Origin of the sequence: Streptococcus sp. cx1, assembly GCF_052384325.1 — a bacterium.
GTDB classification, from domain to species: Bacteria; Bacillota; Bacilli; order Lactobacillales; family Streptococcaceae; genus Streptococcus; species Streptococcus salivarius_G.
Map to the genome: position 1 here is coordinate 264,886 of NZ_JBQSUN010000001.1, position 25,758 is coordinate 290,643.

Annotated in this window: 25 protein-coding genes; 18 read left to right on the forward strand and 7 right to left on the reverse strand. The window is 41.6% G+C overall.

All coding sequences use genetic code 11. From position 1 onward, the window contains the following. Positions 1-369 carry a S1 RNA-binding domain-containing protein gene (locus tag ACT170_RS01270; protein WP_002886108.1) on the forward strand — a complete coding sequence of 123 codons (369 nt, stop codon included), beginning with the start codon at positions 1-3 and terminating at the stop codon, positions 367-369. 96 nt (positions 370-465) lie between these two features. Here ACT170_RS01270 and ACT170_RS01275 read toward each other — a convergent pair whose 3' ends face one another. Beyond that, positions 466-1,548, reverse strand: coding sequence for a M24 family metallopeptidase (locus ACT170_RS01275; RefSeq protein ID WP_014634135.1), 1,083 nt, complete (start codon positions 1,546-1,548; stop codon positions 466-468). 312 nt (positions 1,549-1,860) lie between these two features. Between ACT170_RS01275 and ccpA the strand changes: the two genes are divergently transcribed. Genes ccpA through ACT170_RS01290 form a run of 3 tightly spaced genes read left to right on the forward strand, consistent with a single transcriptional unit; the run spans position 1,861 to position 5,117 of the window. Continuing rightward, the gene (ccpA, locus tag ACT170_RS01280) at positions 1,861-2,862 is read left to right on the forward strand and encodes a catabolite control protein A (RefSeq protein WP_002886078.1); all 1,002 of its coding nucleotides are present in this window, start codon (positions 1,861-1,863) and stop codon (positions 2,860-2,862) included. A 59-nt stretch (positions 2,863-2,921) separates the two neighbouring features. Continuing rightward, entirely contained in the window at positions 2,922-3,989 is a 1,068-nt protein-coding gene (locus ACT170_RS01285) for an MmcQ/YjbR family DNA-binding protein (protein WP_444817935.1), read from the forward strand. A gap of 12 nt (positions 3,990-4,001) precedes the next feature. Continuing rightward, positions 4,002-5,117: a glycerate kinase gene (locus ACT170_RS01290; protein WP_004182927.1), complete on the forward strand. Its 1,116-nt coding sequence runs from the start codon at positions 4,002-4,004 to the stop codon at positions 5,115-5,117. Positions 5,118-5,156: 39 nt separating this feature from the next. Here ACT170_RS01290 and ACT170_RS01295 read toward each other — a convergent pair whose 3' ends face one another. Further along, the gene (locus ACT170_RS01295) at positions 5,157-5,612 is read right to left on the reverse strand and encodes a YueI family protein (protein WP_021144479.1); all 456 of its coding nucleotides are present in this window, start codon (positions 5,610-5,612) and stop codon (positions 5,157-5,159) included. Positions 5,613-5,817: 205 nt separating this feature from the next. Here ACT170_RS01295 and eno point away from each other — a divergent pair, with 205 nt between their 5' ends. After that, the gene (eno, locus tag ACT170_RS01300) at positions 5,818-7,122 is read left to right on the forward strand and encodes a surface-displayed alpha-enolase (RefSeq protein WP_002886048.1); all 1,305 of its coding nucleotides are present in this window, start codon (positions 5,818-5,820) and stop codon (positions 7,120-7,122) included. 149 nt (positions 7,123-7,271) lie between these two features. Here eno and ACT170_RS01305 read toward each other — a convergent pair whose 3' ends face one another. After that, on the reverse strand, positions 7,272-7,457 hold the full coding sequence (locus ACT170_RS01305; RefSeq protein WP_002890454.1) for a hypothetical protein: 186 nt from the start codon (positions 7,455-7,457) through the stop codon (positions 7,272-7,274). 170 nt (positions 7,458-7,627) lie between these two features. Then, on the reverse strand, positions 7,628-9,808 hold the full coding sequence (locus ACT170_RS01310) for an LTA synthase family protein (RefSeq protein ID WP_070476485.1): 2,181 nt from the start codon (positions 9,806-9,808) through the stop codon (positions 7,628-7,630). 161 nt (positions 9,809-9,969) lie between these two features. On the opposite strand from ACT170_RS01310, the gene ACT170_RS01315 reads away from it, so the two are divergent. The 12 genes from ACT170_RS01315 to ACT170_RS01370 all read left to right on the forward strand — a co-directional run bounded on the left by ACT170_RS01315 (position 9,970) and on the right by ACT170_RS01370 (position 21,521). After that, complete coding sequence (locus ACT170_RS01315) at positions 9,970-11,133, forward strand: class I SAM-dependent rRNA methyltransferase (protein ID WP_175057483.1); 1,164 nt, start codon at positions 9,970-9,972, stop codon at positions 11,131-11,133. Next, entirely contained in the window at positions 11,130-11,807 is a 678-nt protein-coding gene (aroD, locus tag ACT170_RS01320) for a type I 3-dehydroquinate dehydratase (RefSeq protein ID WP_049528987.1), read from the forward strand. The genes ACT170_RS01315 and aroD overlap by 4 nt, the downstream gene beginning before the upstream one ends. Continuing rightward, complete coding sequence (locus tag ACT170_RS01325; protein WP_014634144.1) at positions 11,797-12,654, forward strand: shikimate dehydrogenase; 858 nt, start codon at positions 11,797-11,799, stop codon at positions 12,652-12,654. The genes aroD and ACT170_RS01325 overlap by 11 nt, the downstream gene beginning before the upstream one ends. Before the next feature lie 12 nt (positions 12,655-12,666). Beyond that, positions 12,667-13,734 carry a 3-dehydroquinate synthase gene (gene aroB, locus ACT170_RS01330; RefSeq protein WP_003094132.1) on the forward strand — a complete coding sequence of 356 codons (1,068 nt, stop codon included), beginning with the start codon at positions 12,667-12,669 and terminating at the stop codon, positions 13,732-13,734. Beyond that, on the forward strand, positions 13,735-14,901 hold the full coding sequence (gene aroC, locus ACT170_RS01335) for a chorismate synthase (RefSeq protein WP_003094323.1): 1,167 nt from the start codon (positions 13,735-13,737) through the stop codon (positions 14,899-14,901). A gap of 29 nt (positions 14,902-14,930) precedes the next feature. Beyond that, positions 14,931-16,037: a prephenate dehydrogenase gene (locus ACT170_RS01340; RefSeq protein WP_444817936.1), complete on the forward strand. Its 1,107-nt coding sequence runs from the start codon at positions 14,931-14,933 to the stop codon at positions 16,035-16,037. Positions 16,038-16,046: 9 nt separating this feature from the next. Then, on the forward strand, positions 16,047-16,385 hold the full coding sequence (locus ACT170_RS01345) for a YlbF/YmcA family competence regulator (RefSeq protein ID WP_002890462.1): 339 nt from the start codon (positions 16,047-16,049) through the stop codon (positions 16,383-16,385). A gap of 89 nt (positions 16,386-16,474) precedes the next feature. Continuing rightward, entirely contained in the window at positions 16,475-17,425 is a 951-nt protein-coding gene (locus tag ACT170_RS01350) for an L-lactate dehydrogenase (protein WP_139724024.1), read from the forward strand. Between the two features lie 80 nt (positions 17,426-17,505). Continuing rightward, the gene (gene aroA / locus ACT170_RS01355) at positions 17,506-18,789 is read left to right on the forward strand and encodes a 3-phosphoshikimate 1-carboxyvinyltransferase (protein WP_003093644.1); all 1,284 of its coding nucleotides are present in this window, start codon (positions 17,506-17,508) and stop codon (positions 18,787-18,789) included. Further along, positions 18,782-19,273 (forward strand): shikimate kinase, encoded by a 492-nt coding sequence (locus ACT170_RS01360; RefSeq protein ID WP_183136256.1) that lies wholly within the window; start codon positions 18,782-18,784, stop codon positions 19,271-19,273. Before aroA ends, ACT170_RS01360 begins: the two co-directional genes overlap by 8 nt. Then, on the forward strand, positions 19,264-20,088 hold the full coding sequence (pheA, locus tag ACT170_RS01365) for a prephenate dehydratase (protein ID WP_195950498.1): 825 nt from the start codon (positions 19,264-19,266) through the stop codon (positions 20,086-20,088). Before ACT170_RS01360 ends, pheA begins: the two co-directional genes overlap by 10 nt. An 11-nt stretch (positions 20,089-20,099) precedes the next feature. Beyond that, a complete protein-coding gene (locus ACT170_RS01370; RefSeq protein WP_175063640.1) occupies positions 20,100-21,521 on the forward strand; it encodes an LCP family protein in 1,422 nt (473 codons plus the stop codon). A 14-nt stretch (positions 21,522-21,535) separates the two neighbouring features. Here ACT170_RS01370 and ACT170_RS01375 read toward each other — a convergent pair whose 3' ends face one another. The 3 genes from ACT170_RS01375 to ACT170_RS01385 are packed head-to-tail and all read right to left on the reverse strand — an operon-like array spanning position 21,536 to position 24,150. Next, positions 21,536-22,474: an ethanolamine utilization protein EutJ gene (locus ACT170_RS01375; protein ID WP_444817937.1), complete on the reverse strand. Its 939-nt coding sequence runs from the start codon at positions 22,472-22,474 to the stop codon at positions 21,536-21,538. 16 nt (positions 22,475-22,490) lie between these two features. Then, on the reverse strand, positions 22,491-23,555 hold the full coding sequence (locus ACT170_RS01380; protein WP_444817938.1) for an acyl-CoA dehydrogenase family protein: 1,065 nt from the start codon (positions 23,553-23,555) through the stop codon (positions 22,491-22,493). A gap of 46 nt (positions 23,556-23,601) precedes the next feature. Further along, positions 23,602-24,150: a carboxymuconolactone decarboxylase family protein gene (locus tag ACT170_RS01385; protein WP_002885920.1), complete on the reverse strand. Its 549-nt coding sequence runs from the start codon at positions 24,148-24,150 to the stop codon at positions 23,602-23,604. Positions 24,151-24,363: 213 nt separating this feature from the next. Here ACT170_RS01385 and rlmD point away from each other — a divergent pair, with 213 nt between their 5' ends. Continuing rightward, positions 24,364-25,722: a 23S rRNA (uracil(1939)-C(5))-methyltransferase RlmD gene (gene rlmD, locus ACT170_RS01390; RefSeq protein WP_444817939.1), complete on the forward strand. Its 1,359-nt coding sequence runs from the start codon at positions 24,364-24,366 to the stop codon at positions 25,720-25,722. The last annotated feature ends 36 nt before the right edge of the window (positions 25,723-25,758 follow it).

The window sequence follows — 25,758 nt, forward strand, 5'->3', positions numbered from 1 at the left end:
ATGAAAATTGGAGACAAGCTTAGGGGTGTTATCACAGGCATCAAGCCTTACGGTGCCTTTGTTTCATTGGAAAATGGTACCACAGGCTTGATTCACATCTCGGAGATTAAGACAGGTTATATCGACAACATCTACAATACCCTCAAGGTAGACCAGGAGGTCTTGGTTCAAGTTGTTGATTTTGATGAATTTACACAAAAGGCTAGTCTTTCTTTGAGAACCCTTGAGGAAGAAAAAAATAAAATCCCTCATCGTCATCGTTTCTCTGATAGTCGTTTGAACTATGGCTTTAAACCCTTGGCAGAAGCAATGCCAGGATGGATTGAAGAAGGACTTGACTATCTTAGACAAGAGCATGAGGAAAAATAGTAAAAGCTGACTCTCGATGAGTCAGCTTTTTTGGTGTTTTCGATTTGGCTACAAACAAAAAGATCTTCAATTTAATTGAAGACCCATGTTTATTAATTAGACATCAAAATAGAGCAATTCTTTTGGTGTGTGTGTGAAGACTTCAAAGCCATCTTTTGTCACATAACCACAGTCCTCGATACGAACACCAACTTTTTCAGGAATGTAAATACCTGGTTCAACAGAGAAGCACATTCCTTCTTCGATTACCAAGTCATTTCCTTCCATGATTGAAGGGAATTCATGCACATCCATTCCGATACCGTGTCCGAGGCGGTGGTTGAAGTATTCACCATAACCAGCTTTTTCAATAACATTACGTGCTGCAGCATCGACTTCGCTGGCAGTTACACCTGGTTTAATCATATCTAGGGCAGCCTGTTGAGCTTCTAAAGTCAAGTGGTAGATTTCTTTTTTGAAATCATCGGGTTTTCCAACAGCGACTGTTCGCGTCATATCTGAAGCATAGCCATTCACCATACAGCCCAAGTCGAAGAGAAGAAGAGCATCTTTTTCAATTTTGTTGCTTCCAGGAATGCCGTGTGGGTTGGCTGCATTGTTACCAGTCAAGACCATAGTTTCAAAGCTCATTTCATAGCCCAAGCGTTTGATGCCAAATTCGATTTGAGCAATGATGTCTGTTTCAGTAACGTCAAGAGAGATATTGTCGAAACCGATATTAACAGCTTTATCAGCATAATCACCGGCAACAATCATTTTTTGAATTTCATCAGCTGACTTGATAACGCGCATTTTTTGAATGAATGGTGTCAAGTTTTCAAAGCGACCTTCAAAGACTGTTTGCAATCCTTGGAACTTAGTCACATTGAGATTGTCAAACTCTGCATAAATAATAGAGCTGTCTGTACTTGCTAGACCAGCTTTGATTTTTTGCCATGGATTTTCAGAATCCACATAACCAAAGACTGGGAAGTCGAGTACAGCAGAGGCACGTGCAACCTCAAGAGCAGGAACAAAGAGGGCAGGTTCACGATTTTCGTAGACGAAGAGGAACATTTGGCGTTCATGTGGGTCACAATCAAAACCAGTAAGATAATTGACAGTTACAGGATCTGAAACAATAGCTAGCCCTGCTTTATTTTCATTCAAAAAATGACGAATGCGATCAAGTTTAGACATAGAAAAAACTCCTTTGTATTTCTTACACTCATTCTGTCACTTTTATAGGGAAAATGCAAGTTGTTTTTTGGCTTTTCATTAAATCATTTACTTTCATTGAGACTTTTTTAGGCTAGTTTTGTAAGCGATGGATAGTCTTGGAAACACGAAATGAGAGGCCTTTTTCTGAAATGGCTTTCTTCCTCGTAACCATAAAGAAGGAATCCCTTTCATTTTTTTGTAAAAAATCAGTCAAAATAATTGAAAGTGTTTTCAGAATCTGATACAATTAGAATGAATAAGTGAGCGTAAAATGAGAAAGGAAGTGTTTTTATGAATACTGATGAAACAATTACTATATACGACGTTGCGCGTGAAGCAGGTGTTTCGATGGCGACTGTGTCTCGTGTGGTAAATGGAAATAAAAATGTAAAAGAAAACACCCGAAAAAAAGTGCTTGAGGTCATTGATCGTTTGGATTACCGTCCAAATGCGGTTGCGCGTGGCTTGGCGAGTAAGAAAACCACTACTGTAGGAGTTGTCATCCCAAATATTGCTAATAGTTATTTTGCTACTTTAGCAAGGGGGATTGATGATATTGCAACCATGTACAAGTATAATATTGTTCTTGCATCTAGTGATGAAAATGACGATCACGAAGTTACCGTGATTAACTCTCTATTTGCCAAACAAGTAGACGGTATCATCTTCATGGGTTACCACTTGACGGAAAAAATTCGTGCAGAATTTTCCCGTACTCGTACGCCGATTGTCCTAGCAGGAACAGTGGACCTCGAACACCAATTACCGAGTGTTAACATCGACTATAAAGCTGCCGTTGAGGATTCTATAACACAGCTTGCCAAGAATAATGAAAAGGTTGCCTTTGTATCAGGGCCACTAATTGATGATATTAATGGCAAGCTCCGTCTAGCTGGTTATAAGGCTGGACTTGAAAAGAATAATTTGCGCTACAATGAAGGACTAGTCTTTGAAGCTAAATATAGCTATAAAGATGGCTTTGATCTAGCACAACGTGTCTTGAACTCTGGTGCCACTGCTGCCTATGTTGGAGAAGATGAATTGGCTGCAGGTCTCTTGAATGGCCTCTTTGCTGCAGGTAAATCAGTTCCAGAAGACTTCGAAATCATCACAAGCAATGACTCACCAATTACAAGCTATACACGTCCAAACCTTTCTAGTATTAATCATCCTCTCTATGATTTAGGGGCAGTTAGCATGCGTATGTTGACTAAAATCATGAATAAGGAAGAACTTGAAGAAAAAGATGTTATTCTTAATCACGGTATTACCTTACGTCAGTCAACAAAATAAAAAAGGAGTTGGGACATAAGTTTGTCTCAACTTCTCTTTTTTAGAAAAAGGGAGAACCAATGACTTTTGAGGATGCTTATTTTAAAAAGAAAGTCATAAAACCTGATAGCCTAGAACCTTTTGGTTTTACAGCTACTGAGCAAGGCTATGAGTTCAGAAAAACACTGATAGCTGAAGAACTTGAAGCTCGATTGTTTATTGATTTAGAAGGTAAGTTGACGGGACAGGTTGTCGATAGTGATCTTGATGAGCCTTATGATATCTTCAGGAGTCCTCAGGCTACTGGAACTTACGTTGGTCAAGTCAGAGAGGCTTATGGAGAACTTCTGTCACAGGTAGCTGATTCTTGTTATGAAGATCAATTATTCTCATCTCCACAAGCTAATCGCCTGGCTAAATTTTTAGCTCAAGAATTTTCAGACCAAGCAGACCATCCTTTCGAGAAAGAACCAAGCTATCTATCTTTTAGAGTTGATGGTAAATGGTATGCCTTGTTTTTTCCTCTTAAGGGAGAAAAACTAGGGCTTGATGGAGAAAAGGCAGAATTAACATATGATGTGGTTAACCTCAAGGTTAATCCGACGCAAATGGATAAGCTCTTGAAAATGGATGGCGTTTTTCCTAGCTACCATATGTCCAAGAAGACCTGGGTTAGTCTTGTTTTAGATGAGACCTTGCCAGACCAGACTGTTTTTGAGCTTCTTAGTGAAAGTCGTTCCCTAGTGGCTCCCAAACATCTTAGAAAGGCTTCGGAGCCTCATTATTGGATTATCCCGGTAAATTTGAAATACTACGATATTGGGGATGAGTTTTCCGCAAATGAGGAGATTCTTTGGACACAGAAAGCTAGTATGCAAAAGGGAGATTTTGTGGCTATCTATATTACGGCACCTACCAAGGCCATCCGTTACGTCTGTCAGGTTTTAGAGGCAAATATCCCTAATCAAGGTTATCGTGAAGAGGAGAGTATTAAAGAGTTGATGCGGATTAAGCCCTTATACACTTTTAATGACACTGACTTTGATAGTGATAGACTAAAGAGTTTAGGTATTAAAACTGTTCGAGGTCCTCGACATATGACGGAAGAGTTAGTTCAGGCTTTATCCCCTTACCTAAAAGAAAAATAGAAGGAGGACATCATGCGAATTTTGATTGCACCTGATTCATTTAAGGAAAGTTTATCTGCAAAAGAGGTCGCCTTAGCTCTTAAATCAGGTTTTGAAAATGCCTTACCCGACGCTGATTTTGACCTCATGCCAATAGGTGATGGTGGCGAGGGCACCTTAGATGCTCTTGCTGAAAATCTAAATCTTGAGAAGAAAAGTATCAAGATTCCTCATGCCTATACAAGTGACGGAAGTGTTTCTTTTGCCAGCAATGGCCAGACTGCCATTTTTGAAATGGCTGCGATTTGTGGCTTGGAGCATATTCCTAAGGAGAAACGAAATCCTCTAGCTCTAACGACACAAGGCGTAGGTGAACTAATTGTTCATTTGGTTCAATCTGGCATCCGAGAGTTTATTATAGGCGTAGGTGGATCTGCTACCAATGATGGTGGTATTGGTATGGCATATGGATTGGGGTATCGTTTTTATGATTCTGAGGGACAGGAGCTTGAGCCAATAGGTGCTAATCTTGGTCTCATTAAGAAGGTATCCTCTAAAAATAAGCTTGATTTGTCTGGTGTCACCATTCGTCTGATTACTGATGTAGACAACCCCTTGTGTGGCCAACATGGAGCAACCTATATTTTTGGTGGACAAAAAGGCTTGTCTCCTTCACAATTTAAAAAAGTCGACCAAGATATGTCTCAATTCTACACTGACGTTGCTCCAGAAGTTTTAAAACTGGCTGGTTCAGGAGCAGGGGGAGGCATGGCTGCAGGCCTGGTGGCCTTTGCAGGTGCAGAAATTAAATCAGGGATTAGCTTTGTACTTGATTGTGTTGATTTTGACCAACGTGTGAAGTCTGCTGATTTGGTTATAGTAGGAGAAGGACGTATGGATAGCCAGTCCTTGTCTGGTAAGGCACCGGTCGGGGTAGCTAGGCGGACACCATCAGCTATTCCTGTCATTGCAATCTGTGGTAGTCTGAAGGATGACTTGCCTGATTTTCCAGTAGCAGGCATTTCAGCTGCTTTTCCCATTATTGGTCAAGTAGCAGACTTAGACCAAGTTTTAGCTGCTGCTAAGGAGAATCTCTATCGAACAGGACTCAATATTGGAAATCTCATCAAGCTCAATAAAACATTGTGATAATTGTGATATAAGAAAAAGCTGACGTAGCGTCAGCTTTTATTTTCCGAATAGTTTAGCAAAAAATCCCTTTTTTTCAAGGATAGGTTCAGTTTCACTAGGAGCAAGGATATCAGGATAGAGTTCTGAAAATAATACTTTATCAAGATTCTCTGCTTGATTACTATGTACGATAAGACCGTATGGTGAATGGGCCTTGGCCTCGTCAACAATAGTTGCAGAAATATTTAGTGCTTGAGCGGTCTTGATATAGGTAAATTGTGTCTGGTCGGCTAATTTTGGCGAAAGTTTGAGACTAAGATTAGGGTAAACGGCTAATAAGTCTTTTAATATTTGCGGAAAATTGTCAATTACAGTTTTCTTTTCGGTGTTTTCCAATAGAACAGCTAGGACTACACGTTCCGCATAGGTTCCAAAATACTGACGAAGTTCATCGGGATTTAGGCGTTTTTCGCCACTAGCGCATTGGAGCACTTTGTTTTCAAGTGAAGTCATAGGAATCTCCTCTTAGTTTTCTACTTGTATTATACAATATTTTGAATTCCTTTTCATTTGAGTTGCTTTCTGAGATTTTCAAAAACAATTGAAAATATTAAAAAATAGAAAATCGCTAGAAAATTCTGGTTTTAATTTGCTTAAGCCTTGATATTATGGTAATATATAGGTGTAAAAAATTTTAACTCATAAGGAGAGTATTGTAATGTCAATTATTACTGATGTTTACGCACGCGAAGTCCTTGACTCACGCGGTAACCCAACACTTGAAGTAGAAGTTTACACTGAATCTGGTGCATTCGGTCGCGGTATGGTTCCTTCAGGAGCTTCAACTGGTGAACACGAAGCAGTAGAACTTCGTGATGGTGACAAAGCTCGTTACGGTGGTCTTGGTACTCAAAAAGCAGTTGATAATGTAAACAACGTTATTGCTGAACACATCATCGGATTCGACGTACGTGATCAACAAGGTATTGACCGCGCAATGATCGCTCTTGACGGTACTCCAAACAAAGGTAAACTTGGTGCCAACGCTATTCTTGGTGTGTCTATCGCTGTAGCACGCGCAGCTGCTGACTACCTTGAAGTTCCACTTTACAGCTACCTTGGCGGATTCAACACTAAAGTTCTTCCAACTCCAATGATGAACATCATCAACGGTGGTTCTCACTCAGATGCTCCAATCGCTTTCCAAGAATTCATGATTGTACCTGCTGGTGCACCAACATTCAAAGAAGCTCTTCGTTGGGGTGCTGAAATCTTCCACGCACTTAAGAAAATCCTTAAAGAACGTGGACTTGAAACAGCCGTAGGTGACGAAGGTGGTTTCGCACCTCGTTTCGACGGAACTGAAGATGGTGTTGAAACTATCATCAAAGCTATCGAAGCTGCTGGATATGTACCAGGTAAAGACGTATTTATCGGATTTGACTGTGCATCATCTGAATTCTACGATGCAGAACGTAAAGTTTACGACTACACTAAATTTGAAGGTGAAGGCGCTGCTGTTCGTACTGCTGCAGAACAAATCGACTACCTTGAAGAATTGGTTAACAAATACCCAATCATCACTATCGAAGATGGTATGGACGAAAACGACTGGGACGGTTGGAAAGCTCTTACTGAACGTCTTGGTGGTAAAGTTCAATTGGTTGGTGACGACTTCTTCGTAACTAACACAGCTTACCTTGAAAAAGGTATTGCAGAACACGCTGCTAACTCAATCCTTATCAAAGTTAACCAAATCGGTACTTTGACTGAAACTTTCGACGCTATCGAAATGGCGAAAGAAGCTGGATACACAGCAGTAGTATCACACCGTTCAGGTGAAACTGAAGATTCAACAATCGCTGATATCGCAGTTGCAACTAACGCTGGTCAAATCAAGACAGGTTCATTGTCACGTACTGACCGTATCGCTAAATACAACCAATTGCTTCGTATCGAAGACCAACTTGGTGAAGTTGCAGAATACCGTGGTTTGAAATCATTCTACAACTTGAAAAAATAATTCTATAGTCATATAGAATAAAAAGAGGTTCCTTAGGAATCTCTTTTTTGTGTTTCTAAAGAATCTTAGATTGTGTTATGCATTGTCTCTAAATAGAAACTCTAAACATAAAAAGTCCCCTCAATCCTATTGATTGAGAGGACTTCGTCTTAGAATAGACCTTTAATCTTGTCTAAAGCTCCACTAACCATTTCGTTACCTGAAACAAGTGACTTAGCTTGGTCAAAGTATTCGCCCAAATCATCTTTATTGTCATCGACAAACTTTTTAGCAGCTTCGAAATCTTTCTTTTCAATCATTTCTTTTACTTGGTTAAATAGGTCCATTGGATTCATATCTGTTCTCCTTTATAAGTTTTCTTACAAACTCTATTTAATCACGCTTATAGTAAACTAGCAAGAAATATGTTTGAGGCGAGTGCTATGAGGATTATGATTTTCCAGTTAAGTACGATTGATAATTGTTTAATCTAAAAAGGCAGTCCAAACAGGACTGCTTTTAAGGTTTATTGCTGTTCCGTTGAAGAGCTACTTGGCTCTGATTCACTTGAACTTGAGCTTGATTCAGATTCTGCAGGATGTAGTTCCTTGTAAGATGGGGTCTTGAATAGATTAGCTGTTGATTTATTGCCTTTTTGTTTGTAGAGGCTGGTTGATTTATCTTTCAGCTTTTTATTGATTTCTTTTAGTTGATCCATCTGTTTAGTGTAGGAAATCTTGCTAGAATCAACATGCTTCAAACCGTTTGGCGTATAGAAACGAAGAAGGTCACCTGTTTGAACAGCGTCACTCATCGAAAGCTGAGTTGCTACTGCCTTACGAATAGCTTCGTTATCTTTTTTAGTTGTCTCATCAGGGTTGGTAATTTCTTCCCCTGTTTGAGTGTTATAAAGTCGACCAGAGTAGCTGGTGTATTGAGGAGTAACATATTGACCTGAGGTTCTAAATGCGACGGTTTGCTTATTATCAGGAGATAGGAGGTCTTGTCCCATCTGGATATAAGAGCTAGTATCAACGCCAAGAACGTGAAGGAGTGTTGGAAGGGCATCAACCTCACCACCAAAGGTGTTAGAGATACCACCACCAGTATAGCCTGGAATATGAATCATGTAAGGAACACGTTGAAGCATGGCTTTATCATAGTTTGACCAAGTTTCAGGGTTCTTACCGAGAAGTTCAGCAAGATTGCTGCTTCGTGTATCAGAGATACCATAGTGGTCACCGTACATGACAATAATCGAGTTATCGTAAAGACCGGTTTCCTTGAGGTAATCAAAGAAGTCTTTGATTGCTGAGTCAAGATAGTTAGCTGTTGCAAAATATCCGTTGACTGTTTCGTCTTTTGTTTCGGCAAGTGGGAAACCTTGTTCCTTTTCATCGCCTGAGAGTGAAGTGTATGGGTAGTGGTTAGATACTGTAAGGTATTTAACGTAGAAAGGTTGTTGCATTTGTTCCAGATATTTGATGGAATCTGGGAACATGTACTTGTCATTTAGACCATACTGGAAGGAGTTTTCATCAGTTTTTTCAGTGAAGGCTGATGAGTCAAAGAAGTAATTATAACCCCATTGTTTATAGGTATTATTACGATTCCAGAAGGATCCAGTGTTTCCGTGGAAAACAGCTGACGTATAGTCGCCTGTTTGAGCTAGGATAGATGGCGCCGCATAGGCTGTATTGGTACCCCCATAGTTTACCATGTATGACCCTGTACTTAGTCCAAAGAGAGATGTTTCCATCAAGGTTTCAGCATCAGAAGTTTTCCCTGATTTAACTTGGTGGAAGAAGTTTGAAAAGGCTAGAGTTTCATTTGAGTGATAAATGGAATTGATGAATGGTGTAACCTCATAGTCTTGACCGTCTACTTTGAGCTTGTAATCAATGAGGAACTGTTGGAAGCTTTCCAGGTGAATAACGATGACGTTTCTTCCTTTAGCAATTCCGTAGTACTTAGGATCAGGTGCCGCATAGTGCTCTTTAACGTAAGCCTCAACCTTTTTCATATCCTCAGCTGTTGCAGATGACCGAGCCTGTGAAGCTTGATAAGTTAAGTTACCAGAATAGGCTGTGAAGAAGGGAAGCCCCATAGCACGAACAATATAGTTATTTGAGAAACCACGTGTCAACAACTCGCCACGGTTAACTTCTGCTAAGAAGAGGTTAACTGAGAGAAGGAGTGTCGACAGTGCAGTGACGGCAAAACTAGCTCGTTTGTTAAATGGCTTGCTGTCCATTTTAAGCTTTTTCCTGAAACCAGCATAGATGAAGAAAGGTACATCAATCAGGTAGAAGAGATAGCTTGGCTCAAGAAGGTTCTTGGCGGAGTCTCCTAGTCCTGCTGCCGAACTAGAACTTGCTAGGATGGTATTTACAGTGATGAAGTCTGTAAACTCCCCAAAGTAAATCACATTAGCGATAAGTAAGAGGTTAAGGATGACATAGATAGCAATGGTAATGCTATAAAAGAAACGTCGTTTCTTGAAGTATAGTCCTAAACCTAGAAGCATTAATCCTAGTGGAATAGGGTTAATCAGCGAAAGCATAACCTGATATCTGCTTTCCAACTCAAGATTAATGTTGACGTAATAAGCGAATATGGTTTTTAGCCAGTAAAAGAAGAGTAACAAGAGGATAAATCCAAGTCTTGATGAAACTCCTTTCCAAAAGGCTTCAGTAATTTTTTTCAAAGTAATACTTCCTTTGATTCTATATTATCTTAATCATTATACCAAATAAGATAATGACTCTCAAAAATTTACTGCCATTGAGTGTGATATTCCTTGACATATAATTGATAAAATCTAGTTACGAAACAGAAATAATAGCATTTTTTTGGTATAATAGTAACATGAGTATATTGACGGTAAGTCCCTTTGCGGAGAAAAAAATCAAACAAGGAAAACAGCTTCTTTTAGCCGAAGATTTTCCAAATATAACTGAAAATAATCAGTTGGTTTACCTTTATAGCCAGTCCAAAGATTTTTTAGGAACGGGCTATTTGTCAAGTCAAAATAAGGGGATAGGATGGTTTCTGTCCCCTAAAAAACAACAATTGACAGTGACTTATTTTCAAGGACTTTTTGAAAGGGCTAAGGCCAAACGTCAATCCTATTATGATAATGAATTGACGACAGCTTTTCGTCTTTTCAACCAAGATGGTGACGATTTTGGTGGTCTCACAATTGATTTATATGGGGATTATGCCCTCTTTTCATGGTACAATGCCTTTGTTTATTCCTTGAAGGATGTTATTGTAGAGGCTTTCCAAACGGTCTTTCCTGAGGTCTTGGGAGGCTATGAGAAAATCCGCTTCAAGGGTCTTGATTTCGAATCAGACCATCTTTTTGGGCAAGAGGCGGCTGATACCTTCACCATTTTAGAAAATGGGGTCACTTATGAAGTTTTCCTCAATGATGGGCTAATGACGGGAATTTTCCTTGATCAGCATGAAGTGCGTGATGGTTTAGTTAATGGCCTAGCTTTGGGTAAATCAGTTTTGAATATGTTCTCCTATACGGCAGCTTTTTCAGTTGCTGCGGCTATGGGTGGAGCGATTGAAACGACATCAGTTGATTTGGCTAAGCGTTCACGTGAATTATCGACGGCTCATTTTGAAGCTAATGGTTTCAGTATGGACAATCATCGCTTGGTCGTGATGGATGTCTTTGATTATTTCAAATATGCAAAGAAAAAAGGCTTATCTTATGACCTTATCGTCATCGATCCGCCAAGCTTTGCCAGAAATAAGAAACGCACTTTCTCAGCAAATAAGGATTACCACAAGTTAATTGCACAGAGTCTTGATATTTTATCAGAGCATGGGACAATCATTGCAAGTACCAATGCTGCTAATATGACCGTGCAACAGTTTAAAAAACAACTGCGTAAGGGTTTGGGAGATGTTACAGCGGACTTCGTTAACCTGCAACAATTACCAGCGGATTTTACCGTCAATCCTAATGATCCAACATCAAATTATTTGAAAGTATACACAATAAGGGTAAATAAATGAAAATTGTAGTTCCGATTATGCCAACTAGTTTAGAGGAGGCACAAGAGCTTGAACTGTCTCGTTTTGAGGGGGCAGACATTATAGAATGGCGTGCAGATTTTTTAGATAAGGATAGTATCTTAACGGTTGCTCCAGCTATTTTCGAGAAATTCGCAGGCTTTGAGATTGTCTTTACCATCCGTACGACGCGTGAGGGTGGCAAGCTTGAGTTAACGGATGCGGAATACATCGCACTAATTAAGGATGTAGCTGCTATCTATTCGCCAGATTATATTGATTTTGAGTATTTCACACGTAAGGCTGTCTTTGACCAAATGCTCGAATTTTCAAACTTGGTTTTGTCCTATCATAACTTTGAGGAGACCCCTGAAAACCTTATGGAGCTTTTGTCTGAGATGACAAACTTAACGCCGAGAGTGGTTAAGGTGGCGGTTATGCCTAAGCATGAGCAGGATGTTCTTGACCTTATGAACTTCACACGTGGTTTCAAGGCCTATAATCCTGAACAAGAGTTTGTAACTATGTCAATGGGTAAACTAGGTCGTTTGTCACGTTTTGCGGGAGATTTGGTGGGGTCATCATGGACCTTTGCTAGTCTTGATAATGCTAGTGCTCCGGGACAAGTTGGTCTTGCAGATATGCGTAGAATCAGGGAGGTTTTGGATGCAGATTGATGGACACACACGCCTAGCGGCTGTTGTTGCCAATCCTATCAAGCATTCTATTTCACCATTCATTCATAATTCGGCCTTCGAAAAGACACAAGTTAATGGTGTTTATGTGGCCTGGGAGATTCCAGAGTCAGACCTAGCCGAGACAGTTGAAAATATTAGACGTTACAACATGTTCGGTATCAACTTGTCGATGCCATATAAGGAAGCAGTCATTCCTTTTTTGGATGAGATTAGTCCTGCAGCTCAACTGATTGGTGCCGTCAATACAGTTGTTAATCGTGATGGTCATTTGATTGGTCATAATACGGACGGTTTTGGCTTCTTTGCTAGTCTAAAGGACTTTAGCCCTAGAGACGCTCATCTGATGATTTTGGGTGCTGGTGGTGCTGCTAAAGCTATTGTGACGCAGGCAGTTCTTGATGGTGCAAAAAAAGTCAGTGTCTATGTTCGCCCTCAGTCATTAGATAAGGCAAAAGAGAGCTTTAAGTCCTTACTTGAACAGGCAACTTGCCACTTGGAGTTTCATGCTTTAAATGATCTTGAGTATTTTCAAGAGGAACTAGGCCAGGCTGATTTATTGGTGAATGCGACGAGTGTTGGGATGGATGGCGAATCCTTGCCTATTCCCACAGATACAAAATTTCCTGAGGGACTCTTGGTTGCTGATATCATTTATCAGCCTTTTGAAACACCTTTCTTGGCCTTGGCTAGGAAACAGGGAATAGAGGCTGTGAACGGCCTTGGCATGTTGCTTCATCAAGCAGCAGGTGCCTTTAAATTGTGGACAGGCAAGGACATGCCAACAGACGCCATCTGGCAGGAATTAGAAAATATTTACAATAGCTAGGAGGGGACGACTATGAAACTAGAGGTAAATTTAACACATAACCCTTATGACATTATTATTGAAAAAGGAGCCCTTAAGACTGTCGGTCAATGGGTGAAGTCACTTTGGGAACCACAAAAGATTGCCCTTATTACAGACAACCATGTGGGTGGCTTATACGCTGAAAGAGTTAAGCTTAGCTTGGAGCACGAAGGTTTTGAGGTTGTCGTTTTTGATTTTCTAGAAGGTGAAGCGAGTAAAAATCTAAAAACTGTTAACAAGGCTTATGAGTTTTTGATTAAGAATGGCATGACTCGTAGTGATGGTATTCTTGCTCTTGGTGGCGGTGTTGTTGGTGACTTGGCAGGCTTTGTTGCTTCAACTTATATGCGTGGCATTCACTTCGTTCAGGTTCCAACTAGTCTCACTGCCCAAGTGGATTCATCTATTGGTGGTAAGACGGGTGTGAACACACCATTTGCTAAAAATATCGTGGGAACTTTTGCTCAGCCTGATGGGGTTTTGATTGACCCTAATGTCCTTGAGTCACTTGGTAAACGTGAATTGATCGAAGGTATGGGTGAGGTTGTCAAATACGGTTTGATTGACGATCCTGAACTTTGGCACCTCCTTGAAAGCATTGATGGTTCGGTTCACAGTATCCTAGAAAACTCAGAAACCATTATTTACCGTTCATGTAATGTGAAGCGTAAAATTGTGGTTGAAGATGAGTTTGAAGGTGGTGTCCGTATGTACCTAAACTTTGGTCATACGATTGGGCATGCCGTTGAACAAACAGCTGGTTACGGTAAAGTCATGCACGGTGAAGCGGTGGCTATCGGAATGGTTCAGATTTCACGTGTTGCTGAGGAAAAAGGTCTGATGCCTAAGGGAATCACACGTCAAATTGCTGAGATGTGTGTTAAGTTTGGCTTGCCAGTAGACTATGAGCCATGGCGTGTTGAGGAGCTTTATACAGCTCTCACACATGACAAAAAAGCCCGTGGTAATAGCATTAAGACAGTTATCGTTCCAGAGATTGGTAAGGCAGCTATCAATCAAATTCCTTTAGTTGAAATGAAAGAGTACTTGGAGAAATAAATGAGATATTTAACAGCAGGTGAGTCTCACGGCCCACGTTTAACAGCAATTATCGAAGGTGTTCCAGCAGGTCTTCCCTTGACGGCTGAAGATATCAATGGCGATTTGAAACGTCGTCAAGGTGGCTATGGTCGTGGTGGCCGTATGAAAATTGAGTCTGATAAGGTTGAAATCACTTCTGGTGTTCGTCATGGGAAAACAACAGGAGCTCCAATCACCCTTCATGTTATCAATAAGGACCATCAAAAATGGTTGGACATCATGGCTGTGGAAGATATTGAGGACCGTTTGAAAACCAAACGTAAAATCACTCACCCACGTCCAGGCCATGCTGACTTAGTTGGTGGAATGAAATACCGTTTCGATGATTTGCGTAACTCTTTGGAACGTTCTAGTGCGCGTGAGACAACTATGCGTGTGGCAGTAGGTGCTGTCGCTAAACGTATCTTGGCTGAGCTTGATATTGAAATTGCTAACCATGTTGTTGTCTTTGGTGGTAAGGAAATTGATGTGCCTGAGAATTTGACAGTAGCTCAAATCAAGGAATTGGCTCAACAATCAGAGATTTCAGTTGTTAACCAAGAACGTGAACAAGAAATTAAAGATTACATTGACCAAATTAAAAAAGAGGGAGACACAATCGGTGGTGTCGTTGAAACTGTTGTTGGCGGCGTCCCTGTTGGCCTTGGTTCTTATGTCCAATGGGATACCAAACTTGATGCTAAGATTGCTCAAGCAGTGGTTTCCATCAATGCCTTCAAGGGTGTAGAATTTGGTCTTGGTTTTAAGGATGGCTACCTCAAGGGCTCTCAAGTGATGGACGAGATTCTCTGGAATGAAGAGGACGGCTATACGCGTCGCACTAACAACCTTGGTGGTTTTGAAGGTGGTATGACCAACGGGCAACCGATTGTGGTCCGTGGGGTTATGAAACCTATTCCAACCCTATACAAGCCATTGATGTCAGTAGATATCGAAACACATGAACCATACAAGGCAACAGTCGAGCGTTCAGATCCAACGGCCTTGCCTGCAGCGGGTGTCGTTATGGAATCCGTAGTCGCTACAGTCGTAGCCAATGAAATCTTGGACAAATTCTCTTCCGATAACATGGAAGAATTGAAAGAAGCGGTAGCACGTCATCGTGACTACGTGAAAAACTTTTAAGCAGCATCAGACAATAGATGGGAGTAGTAATGAGTAAGAAAACAATTTATATCGCAGGATTGGGCTTGATTGGTGGCTCCTTGGCCTTAGGGATTAAAAGGGACCACCCTGATTATGAGATTCTTGGATATAATCGCTCTGACTATTCTCGAAATATTGCACTTGAGCGTGGTATCGTTGACCGTGCAACGAGTGATTTCAAGGAGTTTGCTCCACTTGCTGATGTGATTATCTTGGCTGTACCTATCAAGCAGACGATAGCCTACTTGCAGGAATTGGTTGACTTGGACCTCAAAGATAATGTCATCATTACAGACGCTGGCTCTACTAAACGTGAAATCGTTGAGGCAGCTGAGCATTACCTAGCAGGTAAAAATGTTCAGTTTGTTGGTTCCCACCCTATGGCTGGTTCTCATAAATCAGGGGCTATTGCAGCTGACGTGACACTTTTCGAAAATGCTTATTATATTTTCACACCGACGAGTCTAACAAGAGAGACAACTATCCCTGAACTTAAGGACATCTTGTCAGGGCTTAAGTCACGATTTGTGGAGCTTGATGCGGCTGAACATGACCGTGTAACCAGTCAAATCAGTCATTTTCCACATCTTTTGGCTTCTGGACTTATGGAGCAGGCAGCTGATTATGCTCAGGCTCACGAGATGACCAATCACTTTGCGGCTGGGGGTTTCCGAGATATGACCCGTATTGCAGAAAGTGAACCTGGCATGTGGGCTTCCATTCTCATGACCAATGGGCCAGCTGTTTTGGATCGTATTGAAGATTTCAAAAAACGTTTGGACCATGTGGCCGACTTGATTAAGGCTGAAGATGAGAATGCCATTTGGGAGTTCTTTGACAACGGTCGTAAGAAACGTAAAGAGATGGAGATCCACAAAAAAGGTGGCGTGGAAAGTGCCTTCGATATTTTCGTGGATGTGCCTGACCGAGAAGACGTTATCCTTAGCATTATGGAATTGTTACGAGGAACGTCTTTGGTTAACCTTCGTATTAATGAGGAAAATCGTGAGGATATTCACGGTATCCTCCAAATTACTTTTAAAAATGAAAAAGATCGCACACATGCTAAGACTGTTATTGAAGCCAATACGGATTATCATGTGGTGATCGCCTAGGAGAATAAAATGACAAATATTTATGATTTAGCAAATGAGTTGGAACGTGGCATTCGTGCCCTTCCTGAGTACAAAACTTTGGTAGAGAAAAAAGAAGCGATTGCAGCTGATGCTGAAGCTAGCGCTCTTTTCAAAGAGTTTACTGATTTCCAAGAGGATTTCTATGCTAAAATGCAAGCTGGTACAATGCCAACAGCAGAAGAACAAGCAGCTGTTCAAGAATTGGGTCAAAAGGTAGAAGCTAATGCACTTTTGAAAGAATACTTGGCTGCACAACAAGGTTTGTCTGTTTATTTGAATGATATTGAACGTATCATCTTCAAACCTTTGCAAGAATTGAATAGTTGATCAGAGAGGGTGTGTCAATTGACAGGCCCTTTTCTGCATTCAAAAGAGATTGTCTAAGGAAGAAGCTAGAAATATTAAGGAGGAAAATGATGAGTCGTAAGATTGGAATTATTGGTATGGGAAATGTTGGAGCTGCGGTTGCTCATGGAGCAATTGCCCAAGGCTTGGCTGATAGCTATGTCTTTATAGATATCAATGAGAAGAAGGCCGAGGCAGATGCCCAGGACTTTAAGGATGCTATGGCAAATCTACCTAGCTATGCAAACATTGTTGTCAATGATTATGCAGCACTTGAAGATGCTGATGTGATTATTTCATCTCTTGGAAATATTCAGTTACAGCATAATGCTGGTGAGGATCGCTTTGCTGAATTTCCATTTACTCGAGAAGCCGTTTATCAGGTTTCTCAGGAACTTAAAAAATTGGATTTTAAAGGCATACTTTTGGTTATCTCGAATCCTGTAGATGCCGTATCAGCCCTCTATCAGGAATTCACAGGCTGGCCAAGAGAACGTGTGATTGGGACAGGGACTCTACTCGATACGGCGAGAATGAAGGCAGCGGTAGGAGATGATTTGTCAGTAAATCCTAAATCAGTATCTGGCTACAATCTTGGCGAACATGGGAATTCCCAATTTACAGCTTGGAGTCAAGTCAAGGTTAAAGGGCAAGACATTACAGAATTGACCAGTGAAGAAGAGCGACAAAATTTGTTTATGGCATCCATGAAGGGTGGCCACAAAGTCTTTTATGGTAAGGGCTATACGTCTTACGGCATTGCCAGTGCGGCTCTTCGTTTGGTGTCTATTATCCTTTCGGATGCTCAAGAAGAAGTGGCAGTATCAAGCTATCAAGAAGCCTATCAAACCTATCTTGGCTATCCAGTCATCCTAGGGCGTCATGGGGTGGCTGCTCTAGTTCGCTTGTCTTTGTCGGCTGAGGAAAAAAATCTTTTGCAGGAGTCTGCTAACTTGATTCGGAACCGTGTTCAAGAGGCGGTTGCCTTCTTGAAAGAAAAGTATGGCAATACAAGCGAGTGAATATTTTGACAATTCAGTCTATGGTTAGGCTTTCAAATATGGTATAATGGGAATAACTATAAAATTTTTAGGAGTAACCTATGAAACTAGAAACCAAGGCTCAAGGTCTTCATGGCAGCTTGCGCATCCCTGGTGACAAGTCAATCAGTCACCGTTCTATCATGTTCGGAAGTCTTGCCAAAGGTGTGACAACTGTTCGTGATATTTTACGAGGTGAGGATGTCCTCTCAACTATGCAGGTCTTCCGTGATTTGGGTGTGACTATCGAGGATGATGGTGATGTGGTACGCATTCACGGTGTTGGTTTTGATGGTCTCAAGGCTCCTCAAAACAAATTGGATATGGGTAACTCTGGGACATCTATTCGCTTGATTTCAGGTGTGCTTGCAGGTCAAGATTTCGATGTAGAGATGTTTGGAGATGATTCCCTTTCAAAACGTCCAATGGACCGTGTGACCATTCCATTGCGTCAGATGGGTGTAGAGGTTTCTGGTCAAACAGACCGTGATTTGCCACCATTGAAAATGCACGGTAGCAAGTCCCTTAAACCTATTCATTACCAATTGCCTGTGGCCTCTGCTCAGGTAAAATCTGCTCTTATTTTTGCAGCGCTTCAAGCTGATGGCGAATCTGTCATCATTGAAAAGGAAAAAACACGTAATCATACGGAAGATATGATTCAGCAGTTTGGTGGTCAGCTTCAAGTAGATGGTAAGGAAATTCGTATTTCTGGTGGCCAAAGCTTTACTGCTCAAGAAGTCGTGGTTCCAGGTGATATTTCTTCAGCGGCCTTTTGGTTGGTAGCGGGACTCGTGGTGCCTAACTCTAAGATTGTCTTGGAAAATGTCGGCATCAATGAGACGCGTACGGGTATCATTGATGTGATCAAAGATATGGGTGGTAAAATTACCCTTTCAGATATTGACCAAGTTGCCAAATCTGCGACCATTACGGTTGAAACTTCAGAACTTAAAGGAACTGAAATTGGTGGCGATATCATTCCACGTTTGATTGATGAACTTCCGATTATCACACTCTTGGCGACACAAGCCCAAGGTAAGACAGTGATTCGTGATGCTGAAGAACTCAAGGTCAAAGAGACCGACCGTATTCAGGTGGTGGCAGATGCCTTGAATGCTATGGGGGCTGATATTGTTCCAACAGAGGATGGTATGATTATCACTGGTAAGACCGCTCTTCATGGAGCAGAGGTCAATACCTTTGGTGACCATCGTATTGGTATGATGACAGCTATTGCTGCCCTCTTGGTTCAAGATGGTGAGGTTGACTTGCAACGTGCAGAAGCTATCAATACAAGTTATCCAAGCTTCTTTAGTGACTTGGAAGGATTGCTCAATGGCTAAAGTTTTATTGGGCTTTATGGGAGTTGGTAAGAGTTCCGTCGCCCCATACCTGGATGGTCGTTTCGTGGATATGGATCAGGTCATCGAGGAGAAAATCGGCATGTCCATTGCTGATTTTTTTGCAAAAGAAGGTGAGGCAGCCTTTCGTCAGATTGAGTCTGAGACTTTGGAAGAACTTCTCCAAGAGGGAGATGATGTCATCATCTCTACTGGAGGTGGTGTCGTTGTAACGGAGCGTAATCGTCAGCTCTTGGCCAAGAATCGTAAGCATAACGTTTGGCTCCATGCTTCTTTTGATGTGGTCTATGATCGCATTAAGAAGGATACCGAGAATCAACGCCCACTCTTTCTCAATCATTCAAAAGAGGATTTTAAGGCTATTTATGACGGTCGAATGGCACTCTATCAAGATTTAGCAGATTTGGTTGTCACAGTTGATAACCGAACGCCAGAAGAAGTAGCAAGGTTTATCAAATGTATGTAGGTTATTTGGGCCCAAGTGGGTCGTTTACACATAATGCAGCCTTAAAGGCTTTTCCTGAGGCAGAATTGGTTTCATTAGGTACCATTACCGAGGTTATCAAGTCTTATGAAGAGGGACGTGTGGATTATGCAGTCATTCCGGTGGAAAATTCCATTGAGGGCTCTGTCCATGAGAGTTTAGACTATCTCTTCCATCAGGCCGATATTCGTGCTGTGGCAGAGATTGTTCAGCCCATCAAGCAGCAGTTGATGGCGACTAAACATCATGAGAAGATTGAGAAAATCTTCTCACACCCACAGGCCATTGCTCAAGGGAAAAAGTATATTAAACAGCATTTTCCACATGCCAAGATTGAGACAACAGCAAGTACAGCCTTTGCGGCTCGTTTTGTCGCTGATAATCCAGATCAGCCTTATGCGGCAATCGCTCCGCATGCAGCGGCTAAGGAATACAGTCTTCAAATATTGGCTAAGGATATCCAAGAGATTGAAAAGAATTATACCCGCTTTTGGGTGCTAGGAAACACTGTTCCTGAGATTCCGCTCAATCAGATTGATTGTAAATTAACGCTGGCCTTGACCCTGCCTGATAATATGCCAGGGGCACTTTACAAGGCCCTATCGACCTTTGCCTGGCGAGGCATTGACTTGACCAAGATTGAAAGCCGTCCGTTGAAGACGGTGCTTGGCGAGTATTTCTTCATTATTGATTGTGATTATACAAAGGAAAAGTTGGCTCAGTTCGCTCTTGAAGAGCTAACTGCAGTTGGAATTGGATATAAAATCTTGGGTGCTTACCAAGTCTATGAAATTTAAAGGGAAATCTTATGACCAAATCTAACAATGGGCCGTTTACGCATCATGAACGGTTACGTTACAGCTATCTTTTAAAAAATCTTGCTCACCTGAATGGACAGCAGGCTTCAGAATTCAATTATCTACAAGGAAAGTTAGATGCCTATGAAGCTGAGCGGAGGTATCAAGCGCAAAGAGAGGACTATCAAGCAGCATGGCGCCAGCCTTATGACAATCGTTATGACTACTATCAAGAGCGTGATTATGAGGCTGCCAATCAGCTGACAGAGGAAGGGCTTCCCATCTATCGAGAGGAAGTTGCTCAAAGTAAACCTAAACGAAAAAAGGTTCAAAGACAAGCAGCCCCTTCAACAACGTCGGCTCCAAAGTCCAAGTCGCAAGTAGCCCAGAAGAAGCGGCCAAAGAAAAAGAGAAGGCTCAAGAAAGTTGTCAAGCTAGTACTTAGTTGCTTAAGCCTTGGAGTTGTGTTCCTAGTGATAGCCATGGCTTATCAATTTTACAAGGGAACAGACCTTTCTGCTGCGGGTAATAATGGTAAATCCTACCAGCCTGCCATAGTTGAGACCTTTAATGGCAAGGATACCAAGGATGGGGTCAATATCCTTATTCTAGGTTCTGACCAACGCGTTAGCCAAGAATCTACCGATGCCAGAACAGACTCCATTATGGTGGTCAATGTGGGCAATAAAGAAGGTAAGGTTAAGATGGTTAGCTTTATGCGAGACACCTTGGTCAATATCAAGGGGGCTTCAGAAACCGACTATTCTCAGGACTTGAAACTCAATACGGCCTTCAATATTGGTGAGCAAAATAATCATCAAGGGGCAGAGCTCATGCGGGAGACGCTCAAACGAAATTTTGATATTGATATCAAGTACTATGCCATGGTTGACTTTGAAACCTTTGCGACAGGGGTTGATACCCTCTTCCCAAATGGTGTAGAAATCAATGCGAAGTTTGCGACCATTGATGGTAAAAAAGTGTCTTCGGTCCAAGTTCCAGATGATTTGAAGATGGACAAGAACGGTCACGTGCCAAATCAAACCATTAAAGTTGGTAAGCAAGATATGGATGGCCGCACCCTTCTGAATTATGCCCGTTTTCGTAAGGATGACGAGGGTGACTATGGCCGTACCAAGCGCCAGCAACAAGTGATGCAGGCTGTCATGAAGCAGCTTAAGAATCCACTTAGCCTTTTCAAAGGGCCTGAGGCTTTGGGGAAGGTTTACTCACTGACCTCAACCAATATGAGTATGACGGACATGTTGGACTTGGGGCTTTCAAATGCCGGTAGTTTCAAAAAAGGTATCAATTCGCAAACCATTCCTTCGGATGGTGATTGGATTGACAGCTATGATTTGTATGGCGGTCAAGGAATTGAAATTGATTTTGACACTTATCAGGATAAATTAAAGGAACTAGGATTTAGATAAGAAAAGAAGCAGATTCACACTGAACCTGCTTCTTTTTTGGTATGAAGAGCTTGTATAAGCGCCATGTATAAGAGTTTTAGAAAATGATAGAGCAAATAGGTCATGATAAGAAGAATAATGACGAACTCTACCTTATAAATCAATTGGGTAGCTGGATTGACTAAACCCAGACTGGTGGTAGCTGCCTTAAAAGCATTGACACTATTGACCAAGGGAAAGCTAAAAGCTGCAAAAAGTGGCATAAAGCCTTTTCTAACCAGTTTTACAAAGAGATTAAGAGCGTAGAAAAAGAATGCTTGTGAGAATAGAAGTAGGGCAAGTAAAATAATAGTTGCGGGTCTTTGATTACTCTTGATTGAGCTGGTGATGAGAAGGGCCAGAGGTGCTGCTAAAATAGCAAGTATAGGTCGATAGAGGTGAGGGATGACTATCTGTCTCATTCTCCACAAAACAAGTGGAAAGAGGGCTAGAGTCGCTAATGCCGTTACTCCCAGAATAAGTCCCTTGATGCTAGTTGGAACACTAGCTGGTACTGTCACAAGACTGATAGCAGGTCCAACGTAGATCACGAACCAGCTTGGAAAGACTTGGTTCAAAGATAGTGGGCGCATAAAACGCAGACTGAAAAAAATAATATAGGTAATATAAAGTCCAAGGATCCCAACCCAAGTCACACTTAAACCTATTTGAGCTAGTGGAAGGCGGCTGGCAAAGAGAAAGGCAGCCATAAAGTAGCTAGCAAAGGCCGAAGCAATGACTGGATTGTGCAAATCTTCCCTTACTTGTTCAAAGCCAAGAATCAAGCGTCCCAGTATAAGTATAAAACCTATACTGGCTAAACACCAAATACCCTGAGCAATCAGGGTATAGTGGCTTATTTGATTGGATAAACTAAAGAGGGCAAGAACCAGACTAGATAGGGCCAAGGGAATTTTCTTAAAAAATACCTTCATTGGTCTACCGGCCTTTCTAGCTAGCTGCAAGAATGTGACGAAGCTGTACCGCACTCGGAGATACAATTGGAAGGAAGACGCCTTCATTCCAACGACGGATAAAGCTTGACTCTGATTCTTTCAAATAGCCACGACCACCACTAGCCTGAAGTTCTAGGAGTAGGCTGTTGGCTACGACGTCGACAATATCGATACGCAATTGGAAAAGTTCACGTGGTTTTTCAATGAAATAATTAGCATCATTAAGACCCGCAAAGAGTTGGTCTTGAATAGCAAGAAGATTTCTACGTGTTGCTTCAAATTCCTCACGAAGAACGCTACGGTTACTGTTTAGACTAGCTTCAACCTCATCAAGAGAACGTTGTGCCAAACCAAAGGCGAGACCAAACTGGAAGCCAAGGAAGTTCGGACGTGTTTTGGCAATATAGTCTGTACCCTCTTTTGAAAGGACCCAATTAGGATCTAACTTAACGTGATCAAAAGTAAGAGAGGCAGTGTTAGCACCTTGAAGGGAAACAAATTCCAAATCTTCAGAACGGCTGAGGCCCTCAGCTTCAGATGGAATGGTGATAATCCAAGGTTGGCTACCGTCTTTAAAGTCAGCAGCAAAGAGAGCAGCGAATTTATCAGAACGAAGGTTAGTCACCCAAGGCAAACGACCATCGAGATAGTAGTCATCACCTTCTTGGCTGATAGTAACATTCAATTCTTCAATATCAGACAAGAATTTGACTGCATTAGACAAGCCAGTTCCACCAGCACGCTCACCAGTATACAATTCTTTCAACCATGTTTCACGAGGGTAAGCATTGTCGCTAGCTAGGATATACTCGATGAAAGTACGGTGTCCCCAAGAAATAAAGGAAGCCGTCAAAGAATGTTGTGCCAATTCATTAAGCACATCAACAACTTGAGTAGGACCACCACCTAGGCCATCAAACTCAGCAGGTACGCCGATCTTAAAGACGTCGTTTTCAGCGATTTTTTCAAGAAGTTGGTCCGCAATTGGTCCAGACTCTTGGTCAATATGGTCAGCGTTGGTGTCCAACCAAGTAAGGAATTCTTTTGAAAAATGTGACATAGGCTTAGGTCCTCCTCTAGTTTATCTTTATCAGTTTATCTTTGCATTAAGCGAATTCTTGAAGTTCAGGGTTAATTGGTGTTTGTGCGAGATTGTTAGCGTAGTTACACAAGCTTGCAAGGCTGACACCCAAGATAACGTCAAGGGCATTTTGTGCAGTGTAGCCAGCTTCCAAGAAGTCGTTGTAGGCTTCGTCACCAACAGCACCTTTGGTATTAATCACGGCAATAGTGAATTTAGCAAGGGTATCAAGTTTTGGATCATCTTCGATTGGTGTACGGTTACGAAGGGCTTCCAAAAGTTGAGGTGTCATTTGGATTTGCTTGATTGAAAAGGCTGTATGACCTGCCACACAGAAGGCACAACCATTAGTAACAGCAGCTGTAATTTGAACAACCTCACGTTCAGTTGGTGTCAATGAATTGCGACGGTTGATTTCACCGACAGTACGGTAAGTTTCAAGCGCAGTTGGCGCATTAGCAAGGAGACCAATCAAGTTTGGAATGTATCCTCCATTGGCATCTTTGACTGTTTGAAGGACGTCTTTGACTTCTTCTGGTGCAGTTTCGATTGTATGAATGGTAATATCTGGCATGATTATTCTCCTTTAGATAGAAACGACATCTAGCCAAGCGGCTGAGTCGTTTAATTTTTTGTCATGGACCTATGATAGCACTGTATGACTTTTCTGAAAAATCTATATTATTTATGGCCAGCCATAAATTTGATTTATATGTGCTATAATGGAGGGTAGTAAACGGCTTTGGAAGATATGCTTAAGCCCTATAAGAGTAAAGAAAGTTGAATTATGTTAAATAAAAACGCTATTGTAGAAGTTGAAATTGTCGATTTGACACATGAAGGAGCAGGCGTTGCCAAGGTGGACGGTTTTGTCTTTTTCGTGGATAATGCCCTCCCAGGCGAAGTCATCAAGATGCGAGTGCTTAAGCTCAAGAAAAATATCGGCTTTGGTAAGGTTGAGGAGTATGTGACCCTTTCACCAAACCGTAATCAGGACATTGATGCAACCTATCTCCGTTCAGGAATTGCTGATTTTGGGCACATGACTTACGAGGAGCAACTTAAGTTCAAGCGTAAACAAGTCGTCGATAACCTCTATAAAACAGCCGGCATCTCGGACGTAGAAGTCGCTGAAACACTAGGTATGGAAACACCTTATGCCTACCGTAATAAGGCGCAGGTGCCCGTTCGTCGTGTAAAAGGTCAGCTTGAAACAGGTTTCTACCGCAAGAATTCGCACGACTTGATTCCAATTGAAGATTTCCTCATCCAAGACAAGGAAATTGATAAACTCATTGTCTTTGTCCGTGACCTTCTCCGTCGCTATGACCTCAAACCTTATGATGAGAAGGAGCAGACAGGTTTGATTCGTCATTTGGTAGTTCGTCGTGGTCATTATTCAGGTCAGATGATGTTGGTTTTTGTAACGACCAGACCAAAAGTTTTCCGTATTGACCAAATCATTGCTAAGATTACGGAAGCCTTCCCAAGTGTCGTTTCAATCATTCAAAACATCAACGATAAGAACACTAACGCCATCTTTGGTAAGGAGTTCCGCACCCTTTATGGCCAAGACACCATCACAGACAGTATGTTGGGCAATGACTATGAGATCTCTGCCCAATCTTTCTATCAGGTTAACACCGAGATGGCTGAAAAACTCTATCAAACAGCTATTGACTTCTCAGATTTAAACAGCAACAGCATTGTTATTGATGCCTATTCAGGAATCGGGACAATCGGTTTGTCATTTGCAAAACAGGTCAAGGAAGTCTACGGCGTTGAAGTCATCGAAACAGCCGTCGAAGATGCCAAGAAAAATGCAGAACGCAACGGCATTACAAATGCCCACTATGTGGCTGACTCAGCTGAAAATGCCATGGCCAAGTGGAGCAAGGATGGCATCAAACCAGATGTTATCATTGTGGACCCACCACGTAAGGGCTTGACTGAAAGCTTCATCAAAGCCAGCGTCGCCATGCAACCTGAGAAGATTACCTACGTCTCATGTAACCCAGCAACCATGGCGCGTGATATCAAACGCTATCAAGAATTGGGCTATGAATTGAAAAAAGTACAGCCGGTGGATCTTTTTCCGCAAACGCATCATGTAGAGTGTGTGAGTTTATTGGTAAAACGCAGTTAAACATCTCGCTTTTACATTTCAAGGCGAGATGCTTCA